Raw genomic sequence first — 10,846 nt, forward strand, 5'->3', positions numbered from 1 at the left:
GCACACCATGCGCATTCTCGTCCTGGGATTCACCGGCTATCTGGGCACCCATGTCGTCGAGGGCATGCGTGCCCTGCCGGGCGCACTGGTCCTCGGCGGCGGCCGTGCGCCCGCCGCCGAGTACGCCATCGACCTCGCCACCGTCCGCACCGGGGAACTGGCGAGGACCCTGGCGTCGGCCGCGCCCGACACCGTGATCAACTGCGCGGGCGCGACCGGCGGTGACCCCGTCACCCTCGCCGAGGTCAACGCCCGGGGGCCCGCCGTGCTGTGCGCGGCACTCCGGGAGGTGGCCCCCGGAGCACGGCTGGTACACCTGGGCTCGGCAGCCGAGTACGGCCCCGGCGTCCCGCACGTGCCGGTCACGGAGTCCGCGGCCACCCGCCCGACCGCCCCCTACGGCGCGACCAAGCTCGCGGGCACGGTCGCCGTCACCGCCTCCGGCCTCGACGCGGTCGTCCTGCGTGTCGGCAACCCGGTGGGCCCCGGGGCACCCCCCACCGGCCTCCCGGGCCGTATCGCCGCGCTCCTCCGCGCCGTCGGCCCCGACGCCGACGCCGTGCTCCCTTGCGGCGACCTCTCCGCCCACCGCGACTTCGTCGACGTACGGGACGTGGCCCGAGCGGTCGTCCTCGCGGCCACGGCCGCCGGCCCCCTCCCTCCCGTCCTCAACATCGCCGGCGGCCACGCCGTCCCGGTCCGCGAGGTGGTACGGGGCCTGGCCGCCAGGGCGGGCTTCCGTGGCCGGATCGCGGAGAACGCGGTGGGGGCGGGCTCGGGGGACACAGCGCGGGGAGGAAGGCGGCCGGCCGGGACGGCAGGTGGTGTCGTGGGGGCGGCCGGTTGCGCTCGTGGGGGAGTTGTGGCGGCTGTGGTCGGGTCGGCGCATGCGGGCGGCGCCGGCGGTCCCGCCGGCTCGTTGCGGGGGCTCGGGTCCCTCCGTTCGGCGGACGTGTCGTGGCAGTGCTCGGACGTCACCGCGGCCGAGGCGGCCCTGGGCTGGCGCCCGGCCCACACCCTGGACGACGCGCTGACCGCCCTGTGGGACAGCGGCGAAGGCGCGGTCCGCACGGACAGCCGGGCCGGCGGCGTTGACCGGGGCCGTAGGGCCCACGCCGAGGTCGACGCCGACGCCGACAGCCACGGTGGCTCGGGCGGCAGGACGGGCGCGGGCCGTGGGAGAGGCGACCGTACGCCATGAGCCTTCTGATCCCCCTCTACGTCCACCCGGCCGAGGACCCGGGCGCGTGGCATCGGCTCATCGGAGCGGCGAACCGTACGTACGGCGTCGTCCTGAACCCGGCGAACGGTCCCGGTGACGGCCCCGACCCCGCGTTCGCCGCGGCGGCGGGGGCGTTGCGCGCGGCCGGGGCCCGGCTGCTCGGTTACGTGGACACCGACTACGGCGTGCGCGACCGTGCCGAGATCGCCGACGACGTACGCCGGCACCAGGAGTGGTACGCGGCGGACGGCTGCTTCCTCGACCAGGTGACGGCCACGCCGGACGGCCTGCCCACCTGCCGCCGGCTCGTGCGGACCGTCCGCCGGCTCGGTGCCGGAACCGTCGTCCTCAACCACGGAGCCCATCCCGCACCCGGATACGCCCGCCTCGCCGACCTGACCGTCACCTTCGAGGGCCACTGGTCGACGTACGTGTCGGCGTTCAGTCGACCAGCCTGGGTCGCCCGGCACCCACCCGAGCGGCTCTGTCACCTCGTCTACGGCGTTCCCGAGGCGCTCGTACCGCTCGCCGTACGCACCGCACATGACCGTGGCGCGGCAGTCTGCGGCCCGGTGACCGGCGAACCACCCAACCCCTGGGCTCGGTTGACCCCCGCGCTCAACGGGACGCAACGATGAGGAGGACGACGTTCGCACGCCTGACCCTGTTGGTCGCGCTGGCGGCTTCGACGCTGACAAGCTGCTCCGGCGATGGACACAGTGAGAGTGAGACCCTCTGGAGGCCCCGTCCCGGCCTCGCCTGGCAGTGGCAGTTGGACGGCAGGGTCGATCCCTCGGCGGATGTGCCGGTCTATGACATCGACGGCTTCGAGAACTCCGCTGCGGACGTCGCCCGGCTCCACCGTGCCGGCCGAAAGGTCATCTGCTACATCAACGTCGGCGCCTGGGAGAACTTCCGCCCCGACAAGGACGCCTTCCCCCGCTCGCTGCTCGGCGAGCCGAACGGCTGGTCCGGCGAACGGTGGTTGGACATCCGGCGGCTCGACGTCCTGCGGCCCCTCATGGAGCGACGCTTCGACATGTGCCGCGACAAGGGCTTCGACGCGGTCGAGCCCGACCTGGTGGAGGGCTACGGCAACTACACCGGCTTCCCGCTCACCGCGAACGACCAGCTCGACTACAACCGCATGATCGCCGCCCTCGCCCACGCACGCGGACTGTCGGTGGGGCTGAAGAACGACCTCCCCCAAATCCCCCACCTGCTCGCCGACTTCGACTTCGCAGTCAACGAGGAGTGCGCGCAGTACGACGAATGCGCCGAACTCACCCCGTTCGTCGCCGCCGGCAAGGCCGTGTTCCACGTGGAGTACACGGAACCGAGAAGCCGCTTCTGCGCCGAGTCCCGTCGGCTGAGGCTGTCGTCGATGGTGAAACGACCGGAACTGGGGGTGTGGCGCAAGCCCTGTTGAGGGTCGCCCCAGGTGATGACGCGTCACTCTGCGTACCTTTGACGAACGCTTCTCCCGCCCTGGAAATCCGCTGTCCGGGCCCTAACTCACCTCCAGCAACAGTGGCATCACCGCATCAGCCCGCTGGAAGGGAACAGAACCATGACAACTGTCGGGCGACCGCAGCGCAGAGCGATACTCACCGGAGGGCTCGTCACCACCGCCGCTCTGATCACCGGATGCTCATCGAAGAGCGAGGCCGCCACGAGCAGGACGGTGGCCGACGCGGCGGCGAAGGCCTCGCCCTCCCCCTCCCCGGGCGTTCGGCCCGACTCCGCCCACAGCGCCTTCACAAGGCTGATGGAGGGCAACAGGCGCTGGGCGGCCGGAACACTCCAGCACCCCGACATCGACCCCGCCCGACGCAAGGCCGTCGCCGAGGAGCAGAAGCCGTACGGTGTGATCGTCTCCTGCATCGACTCCCGGGTGCCGCCGGAGCTGGTCTTCGACACCGGGCTCGGCGACCTGTTCGTGATACGCACCGGCGGTCACGTCGTGCAGCCGGTGGTCACCGGTTCCATCGAGTACGGCCCGCTGACCGCCGGGACCCCGCTGATCGTCGTCCTCGGACACCAGCGCTGCGGCGCCGTCAAGGCGGCCCACGAAGCGCTGAAGACCGGCAAGAAGCTGCCCGGCACCCTCCAGCCGATCGCCGAGGCCCTGCGGCCGGCCTACGAGGAGACCGCCAAGGGCAAGCACACCGACCCGGTCGACGCCATGATCCGCGTCCACAGCAGGCAGACGGCCCGCGACCTGCGGTCCAACCCCGCCCTTGCCCCGCTCCGCAAGAAGGGCACCCTGTCCGTGGTCAGTGCCTACTACTCGCTCGACACGGGTCGAGTGGAAGTGCTTGACGGCGCGCCCAAGTCCTGACACCGGGGCCGGGCGGCGCCCCGTCGGGTGCCCTGTCGTCCCGAGGGGCGCGGCACCCGGCCGCGCCCGGCCCGGCGCAGGAACCGTATGGGGCGGGTGTCCGGGCAGAGGCCGAGGCCGTGGACGAGTACGGCATGGCGCCGTGCCGGACATCCTGTCCGGCCCCGTTCCCCTGACCGACATGCGGCACCCGAGGATGATCGCAACCCTCGGTTGCCCAGCCCGCAACCGTGCGTGACCTGCCTGTTTCCTGGGGACAGGACCGCGCCGCGACGGCTTCCGGCTCCTAAGGTGGAGATCACAGGAAGGCGACGGACGCTGAGGCGGCGACCATGGCGGATGCGGCGATCGACTACGCGGCGGTGTTCAAGGCGCTGCCGGGCATGGTGGCGCTCCTGACACCCGAGCTGGTGTTCGCGGACGCCAACGAGGAGTTTCTGACGATGTCGGGCCGCAATCGCGAGCAGGTGGTCGGCCGCTATCTCTTCGACGTGTTCCCCGACAACCCCTCAGACCCCTCTGCGAGCGGGATGCGGAACCTGGCGGCCTCCCTCACCCGCGTCGTGGACACCGGTGAGCGGGACGCGATGGCGCTGCAGCGGTACGACGTGGAGTCCGTGCAGCGGCCCGGGGAATGGGAGGAGCGGTACTGGAGCCCGGTGAACGCGCCGATCGTCGGTCCCGAGGGGAACGTCGTCCTGCTGATCCACAGGGTGGAGGAAGTCACCGAACTGATCCGCGCCCGTGACCGCGCGCCCGCCGACCGGGCCCGCGTGATGGAGGCCGAGCTGTACACCCGGGCCCGTGAGCTGCAGGAGGTCAACGAACGGCTGCGCGAGGCACACGCCCATGAGCGCGAGATCGCGCTCGCCCTGCAGAAGGCGATGCTGCCCGCACCCAATCCGATCGGCCACCACCGAGCGGCCGTGCGCTACCAGCCGGCGACCGACGCGCTGAACGTGTGCGGCGACTGGTACGACCTCGTCGACCTGCCCGGTGTCGACCGCATCGGTGTCGCCGTCGGTGACGTGGTCGGTCATGGACTGCCCGCTGCCAGCGTCATGGGCAAGCTGCGCAGCGCGCTCAGCGCCGCGTGTCTGGTCGCGGACGGGCCCGCCCAGGCGCTCGACGCCCTCGGTCTTTACTCCCGGTCCGTCGACGGCGCCGAGAACACCACCGCCGTCCAGACCTGCGTCGACTGGGACACCCACACGATCACCTACAGCAGTGCCGGCCATCTGCCGCCCGCTCTGCTGAGCCGTGACGGCAGGGTCGTCCTGCTCGACCAGGCCACCGATCCGCCGCTCGGAGCCCGCCCGGAACACACCCCCCGGCCCGAGGCCACCCTCGGCTTCACCGAGGGCGACACCCTGGTCCTCTACACGGACGGTCTGATCGAACGGCGTGACGAGGACATCGACCACAGCATCGTCCGTCTCGCCGACGCCCTCACCCGCCACCGCCGGTCGGCCCCCGAACTCCTCGCAGACGCCCTCCTCCTCGACCTGCTCCCCTCCGGACTCGCCACCGACGACACCGCCCTGGTCATCGTCCGGCTCTGAGCCTTGGAGGACCGTCGCACGCCATCGCTCCCGGCGGACACCCCCGTCGGCTCAGTTGCGGACGTCTGCCACCAGCGCGGCGAACTCGTCGGGGTCCGTCAGGCGTACACCGAGGGACTCGGCCTTGGCGCGCTGGACCCGGCGTTCTCTCCGGCGACGACCAGGGAGGTCTTCTTGGAGACGCTGGAGGAGGCGAGTCCGCCGGCACGTTCGATGAGTTCGTTCATCTGATTCCGGCTCAGCTTCTCCAGAACGCCGGTCATGGCACCCGTGACCACCACGGCGAATCGCGGTCGACCGAGCAGTTCCTGGAGGACACCGACACCGGGGCGCTGCTCGTCGTGATCGACGGCGTCGTGCGTTACGAGCGCTACCTCGGACGAGAGCCACAGCGACCCGGAGTCCGACATCTCCCGGCTCGCGGCCGTCCTGGTCGGCCTCGACTCGACGCCCTCGGCCGGCAGCGTCTCGTAGGTCTTGCGGCGGTCGTGCGTACTGATGCTCGACCCGGCGGCGTCGCAGGTAGCGGTGCGGTGTCTCGCCGCGCGTGGCAAGGAACCAGCGCGCGCAGTGTGCCTCGGACACATGGGCGATCCGAGTCGGCGCGGGTGCGTCCAGGGGCTGCGCGGGCGCGGTCCATGGCGTCCCGGGCCCGCAGCAGACGGCGGTCGGACTCTTCGCGAGCTCGGCTCATGACGCCGTCGCACCGCGGTCGCGACAAGGGCCCGGGCGAGCGGATCGCTCGCCCGGCCCAAGAGTGACGGCGTACGGCCCGGTGGGTCAGACCGCCGGAGCCGGGTACGTCGGGTACTCCACCCCGGAGACGTGCTGGACGACCCGGATGACCTGGCAGGAGTAGCCGAACTCGTTGTCGTACCAGAGGTAGAGGATCGCGTTGTCGCCGTCGACCTTGGTGGCACCGGCGTCGACGATCGACGCGTGACGGGAGCCGATGAAGTCGCTGGAGACCGAGTCGGGCGCGTTGGTGAAGTCGATCTGGCGCTTGAGCGGCGAGGTCAGCGAGACGTCCCGGAGGTAGTCGAGGACCTCCTCGCGGTCGGTCTCACGGCCGAGGCGCAGGCTGAGGATCGCGATCGAGACGTCCGGGACGGGGACACGGATCGAGCTGCCGGTGATCGGCGCCTTGAGGTCGGGGAGCGCCTTGGCGACGGCCGAGGCGGCACCCGTCTCGGTGATGACCATGTTGAGCGGCGCGGAGCGGCCCCGGCGGTCGGACTTGTGGTAATTGTCCAGCAGGTTCTGGTCGTTGGTGAACGAGTGGACCGTCTCCACGTGGCCGCGCAGCACGCCGAACTCGTCGTCCATCGCCTTCAGCGGCGGCACGATCGCGTTGGTGGTGCAGGACGCGCAGGACAGGATCTGCTCGTCCGGCTTGATCGTGTCGTGGTTGACGCCGTGCACGATGTTCGGGACGTCGCCCTTGCCCGGCGCGGTGAGGACGACCTTGTCGATCCCCGGGCGCAGGTGCTTGGACAGGCCCTCGCGGTCACGCCACTTGCCGGTGTTGTCGATGAGGATGGCGTTCTTGATGCCGTACGCCGTGTAGTCGACCTCGGAGGGGTCACCGGCGTAGATCACCTTGATCTCGTTGCCGTTGGCGTTGATCGTGCTGGTCGCCTCGTCGACGGTGATCGTGCCCTGGAACTGGCCGTGGATGGAGTCCCGGCGCAGCAGCGAGGCACGCTTGACGATGTCCTGGTCGCCTCCGCCGCGCACGACGATGGCGCGCAGCCGCAGACCGTTGCCGGAGCCCGCCTTCTCGATCAGCAGGCGGGCCACGAGGCGGCCGATGCGGCCGAAGCCGTAGAGGACGACGTCACGGCCCTCTCCGCCCTCGATCTTGTTGGCGCCCGTGGCGCCGGCGACGGCTTCGGCCGTGAACTCCTCGATCGACAGCCCTCGGTCGTCGGCCCGGTGGGCCTCGGCGAGCAGGCCGATGTCGATCTGGGAGGGGCCGAGGTCGAGTGTGGTCAGAGCCTTCAGGAACGGCAGGGTGTCGGTGACCGAGAGCTCCACACCGGCGATCTGGCGGGCGAACCTGTGGGTCTTCAGGATGCTGACCACCGACTTGTTCACCAAGGAGCGGCTGTGCAGCAGGACCGTCACGTCCCGCTCGCGGTGCAGCTTCCCGATGATCGGGATCATCGACTCCGCGATCTCCTCGCGGTTCTTCCAGTTGGTGAACGAATCCTCGTTGAGAGTCACAGATTTATCTTTCGAGCTAGGCGGCGCTCATATGCTAACCACCCCGCTCGGACGTGGTGCACGGAGGGGTGGCGGATCACACTCACCCCTTGAGCCCGCAGTCGCACCGCGCTGTGCGTGCCATGCTCATATCGGTTCAGCATCCTGCTTGATGTTCGGCAGGCTGAACTCCGATGGAGGCTGGACGCGAGCAGTCGCTGGACCTGCGGCGGACGGACGGCGGCCGACGGTCACATATCGAGCTGCGGTTCGACGGCTGGTACAGGGACGCGGACGTCCGGCCGAAGGACGAACGCCTTGGTTTCCGCCCCAACGGTCACACATCACGGGCCGCGCCGATCAGTCCCTCCCCGCACCGCGGTAGAGGTCCAGCTCCCCGTCCAACTCGACTGCCAGGACGGTCGCGTACGGATCGAGATCGGCCTCCCCGGGCGCGTCGATCCACGTCACCCCGGGGACGTGGCCGAGGCCGCCGGTGATGTGGTGGCCCAGTTCGGTTCCCGTGCCGAGGACGGTCACCCGGCGTACCGCGTTACGCAGGCCCCGGATCGACACGGTCTCGCGCGGTACGTCGAGGCACATCAGATACAGCGTGCGCCGGTCGGCGCGGAGCGTGCTCGGTCCGTAGTGGTGCCCGGCCGGCAGCCCGGCGACCGTCCCGTACACGGCCTCGGAGTGTCTGGCGATCCAGGCGCCGAGGGCTTCCAGCCGTTCCACCTGCTCCTCGGGGATCGTTCCGTCCTCCCGCGGGCCGACGCCGAGCAGAAGGTTGCCGCCCATGGCGATCGTCTCGGTGAAGTAACGGACGAGCTGACGCACCGACTTGTGGTCGTGATCGGTGGGCCGGTGGCTCCACGAGCCGTTGATCGTCAGACACAGCTCCCACGGGCCCTCGGGCGCGATCAGCGGGACGCCCTGTTCCGGGGTGGCGTAGTCGCCGTGGCCGAGCATGCGGGCGTTGAGGACGGTCTCCGGATTGCCGGCGAGGATCAGCTCGGCCAGCTCCCCCATCCGCCACTGCTCCTCGGTGCGCTCCCACTCGCCGTCGAACCAGAGGAGGTCGGGGCGGAAACGTTCCACGAGTTCCCGGACCTGGCCGTCGCGGTAGGTGAGGTAGCGCGCCCAGGCCTGCGGGTCCTGCGCGCCCTGCTCGGCGTGCGAGTAGCCGTTCGCCGGGACGATGTGCGGCCCGGGGTGCCGCTCCGACGCGTAGTCCGGGTGGTTCCAGTCCGAGTGCGAGTAGTACAGGCCCACCTTCAGGTCCCGGTCGCGCAGCGCGTCGACGAAGCCGGTGACGAGGTCACGGCCCGCGGGGGTGTCCCGCACGACGTCGAGGTTGCGGTGGTCGGTGTTCCACAGGGCGATGCCGTCGTGGTGCTTGGTGGTCAGGACCGCGTACTTGGCGCCGACCCGGGCGAAGAGCTCGGCCCAGGCCTTCGGGTCGTAACGCGACGCGGTGAAGCGGTCGAGCTGTTCCATGTACCGCTCGTGCGTGACCTCACCGGTGTAGAAGGACCAGGACTCGGCCCATCCGTCCACGGCGTAGACACCGTAATGGATGAAGACGCCCAGCTTGGCGTCGGGAAACCAGGGTCGCATCGTCATGCGTTCACGCTAGGTACCGAGGAGGGGCGGGCGCGTGGGCGCCGGTCACCACTACTGGTCCGTTCTCACCACACGGCGAGGGGGCTGTGCGATCCCTTCGTGCGGCCCCGCACCGAACCCAGATCCCCCTCGTGCCCCTCACGCGACAGAAGCATCGGGCGGGCACAGGAATGGCCACGCCCCCGTCGGGTACGCGAGGGGCGTCGCGCCCGGGACGGAGACTTCACGCCGGCTCCACCAGACGCCGCGTTGTCCCGGGCGGCTTTCCACCACTACCTGGGAACTTCCATGGACATACCCTCCAATGACCACAACGCGCCCCAGGCCGCCTCGCCGGCCCAGCAGGCGCTGACCGCGCTCGCCCTCGACACCCGCAATGCGGAGGCATTCGACACGCTGGCGGAGAGCGACGTCCTGGTCCCCGTGCCGGACGACGCCGACGAAGCGGCCGTGAGCGATCCGACGGCCGTGGCGCTGCCCGTCCTGGAGCAGCCGGGCGGCGAACAGGTCGTGCCGGTCTTCACCTCGGAACCGGCGATGGCCGAGCTGCTGCCCTTCGTGTCGCGCTACCGCCTGGTGCCCCTGGGAGCCCTCGCCTCCCAGTGGCCGACCGACGCCGACCTCTCCCTCACCATCGACGCCGGCTCACCGCACGGCCTGACCCTCGACGCGCACGACGTGGGCACCCTGCTGGGCGGGCACGGCATCTGACCCGCACGGAAGAGGCGGTCGCGCGGTGACCGAGCACCGGACGGAAGGCCCCCACCGTGCCTGTCCCCGTCCCGCCGGCGGTGCGCGGCGAGGGGCGGGCGGGGGTATCAGTCCTGTCGCAACATCCGCGCCAGGACGTCGCGCTGCAGTGGCAGCACCTCGGTGTGCAGGTCACGGCCCTTGTCGGTGAGGGTGACCCACACCCCGCGCCGGTCCTCCGTGCAGACAGACCGCTCCACCAGGCCGTCCTTCTCCAGACGTCCGATCAGCCGGGACAGCGCGCTCTGGCTGAGGTGGACCTTATCCGCGATGTTCTGCACCCGGCACAGGTCCCCGGCCGCCGTGGCCGCGGCCATGCCCGAGGCGAGGATGTCGAGCACCTCGAAATCGCTGGCACCCAGGCCGTGCGGATGCAGCACGCGATCGATCTCGCACATGGTGCGGGCGTGCACGGAGAGGATGTCCCGCCACTGGTCCTCGAGCCGGGCACCGGCCGTGTTCGCTGCCATATGGGCACGGTAACAGAGGAACGGGCCTTGCTTGATCCTGCAACTAGTGCAGGTGCATCCATCGGGATCCCGTCCGCGCCCGGTCTCCGCACCTCGCAGGCGCCGGCTACTCCGCGCCGGTGTCCTGCAGCAGCCCGATCAGGTTCCCGTCGGTGTCCTTCACCGAGGCGATCAGCCGGCCGCCGCCCACGTCGTGGACGTCCTCGAGCGTCTCGGCACCGGCCCCGAGCAGTCCCGCGAGGGCCGATCGGATGTCGGCGACGTGCCAGTACGGCACCGGCCCCGTCATCCCCTTCGCGTGGCCGTTGGGGTCCAGGCCCACGTCCTGTCCCGCGTCCTTGAATCCGACGTAGTACGGCGAGTCCGCGTACGGCTCGACCTCCAGCAGGGCGCTGAACAGGGCCTTCGCCTGAGCGAGGTCCTTGACGGGGTAGATGACGGTCTTCAGTCCGGCGGTCATGGCGTACTCCTCCGCGGTTCTTTTCCGGTCGTTGGGATCTGCCGTCCACGCTAGAGCGCCGGAGCCCCGGTCGGCTTCTCCGATCCTGACCGGTCGCCGACGAACGACCGTGGGGCTAGGGCCTGTTGCGAAAGTGGATCTTGTTCGTTGATGATCACGTCCTGTGGGACGTGGTGATCTGACGAACGGCCAGTGGGCCCGGCTGGAGCC

10 protein-coding genes and 2 pseudogenes are annotated in these 10,846 nt (G+C 70.5%); 6 read left to right on the forward strand and 6 right to left on the reverse strand.

Annotation, left to right across the window (positions count from 1 at the left end; genetic code table 11):
- Positions 1-7: 7 nt before the first annotated feature.
- The 5 genes from ACFY9I_RS20995 (at position 8) to ACFY9I_RS21015 (ending at position 5,125) form a co-directional block, all read left to right on the forward strand.
- Entirely contained in the window at positions 8-1,201 is a 1,194-nt protein-coding gene (locus ACFY9I_RS20995) for an NAD-dependent epimerase/dehydratase family protein (protein WP_391003667.1), read from the forward strand.
- The gene (locus ACFY9I_RS21000) at positions 1,198-1,860 is read left to right on the forward strand and encodes a spherulation-specific family 4 protein (RefSeq protein WP_391003669.1); all 663 of its coding nucleotides are present in this window, start codon (positions 1,198-1,200) and stop codon (positions 1,858-1,860) included. Before ACFY9I_RS20995 ends, ACFY9I_RS21000 begins: the two co-directional genes overlap by 4 nt.
- Positions 1,857-2,651: an endo alpha-1,4 polygalactosaminidase gene (locus ACFY9I_RS21005; RefSeq protein WP_391003671.1), complete on the forward strand. Its 795-nt coding sequence runs from the start codon at positions 1,857-1,859 to the stop codon at positions 2,649-2,651. The genes ACFY9I_RS21000 and ACFY9I_RS21005 overlap by 4 nt, the downstream gene beginning before the upstream one ends.
- Before the next feature lie 141 nt (positions 2,652-2,792).
- Complete coding sequence (locus ACFY9I_RS21010; RefSeq protein ID WP_391003673.1) at positions 2,793-3,563, forward strand: carbonic anhydrase; 771 nt, start codon at positions 2,793-2,795, stop codon at positions 3,561-3,563.
- Positions 3,564-3,895: 332 nt separating this feature from the next.
- On the forward strand, positions 3,896-5,125 hold the full coding sequence (locus ACFY9I_RS21015) for a SpoIIE family protein phosphatase (RefSeq protein WP_391003675.1): 1,230 nt from the start codon (positions 3,896-3,898) through the stop codon (positions 5,123-5,125).
- Positions 5,126-5,176: 51 nt separating this feature from the next.
- On the opposite strand, the pseudogene ACFY9I_RS21020 reads toward ACFY9I_RS21015, so the two are convergent.
- From ACFY9I_RS21020 to ACFY9I_RS21035, 4 genes and pseudogenes are all read right to left on the reverse strand, one after another.
- Positions 5,177-5,409 (reverse strand): annotated as a pseudogene (locus ACFY9I_RS21020) (BRCT domain-containing protein); the annotation flags it as partial.
- Positions 5,410-5,626: 217 nt separating this feature from the next.
- Positions 5,627-5,819: pseudogene (locus ACFY9I_RS21025) on the reverse strand (AraC family transcriptional regulator); the annotation flags it as partial.
- Between the two features lie 86 nt (positions 5,820-5,905).
- Entirely contained in the window at positions 5,906-7,351 is a 1,446-nt protein-coding gene (locus ACFY9I_RS21030; protein ID WP_391003677.1) for a glyceraldehyde-3-phosphate dehydrogenase, read from the reverse strand.
- A gap of 339 nt (positions 7,352-7,690) precedes the next feature.
- Positions 7,691-8,956: an alpha-L-fucosidase gene (locus tag ACFY9I_RS21035; protein WP_391003679.1), complete on the reverse strand. Its 1,266-nt coding sequence runs from the start codon at positions 8,954-8,956 to the stop codon at positions 7,691-7,693.
- Positions 8,957-9,244: 288 nt separating this feature from the next.
- Between ACFY9I_RS21035 and ACFY9I_RS21040 the strand changes: the two genes are divergently transcribed.
- Positions 9,245-9,667, forward strand: coding sequence for an SseB family protein (locus tag ACFY9I_RS21040; RefSeq protein WP_391003681.1), 423 nt, complete (start codon positions 9,245-9,247; stop codon positions 9,665-9,667).
- 107 nt (positions 9,668-9,774) lie between these two features.
- Here the strand turns inward: ACFY9I_RS21040 and ACFY9I_RS21045 are convergent, their stop codons facing one another.
- Both ACFY9I_RS21045 and ACFY9I_RS21050 read right to left on the reverse strand, forming a co-directional pair.
- A complete protein-coding gene (locus tag ACFY9I_RS21045; protein WP_391003683.1) occupies positions 9,775-10,176 on the reverse strand; it encodes a MarR family transcriptional regulator in 402 nt (133 codons plus the stop codon).
- 106 nt (positions 10,177-10,282) lie between these two features.
- Complete coding sequence (locus ACFY9I_RS21050) at positions 10,283-10,636, reverse strand: VOC family protein (RefSeq protein ID WP_391003685.1); 354 nt, start codon at positions 10,634-10,636, stop codon at positions 10,283-10,285.
- Positions 10,637-10,846: the final 210 nt, after the last annotated feature.

The sequence above is a fragment of the Streptomyces sp. NPDC012510 genome (assembly GCF_042955065.1).
In the GTDB taxonomy this organism is placed as follows: domain Bacteria; phylum Actinomycetota; class Actinomycetes; order Streptomycetales; family Streptomycetaceae; genus Streptomyces.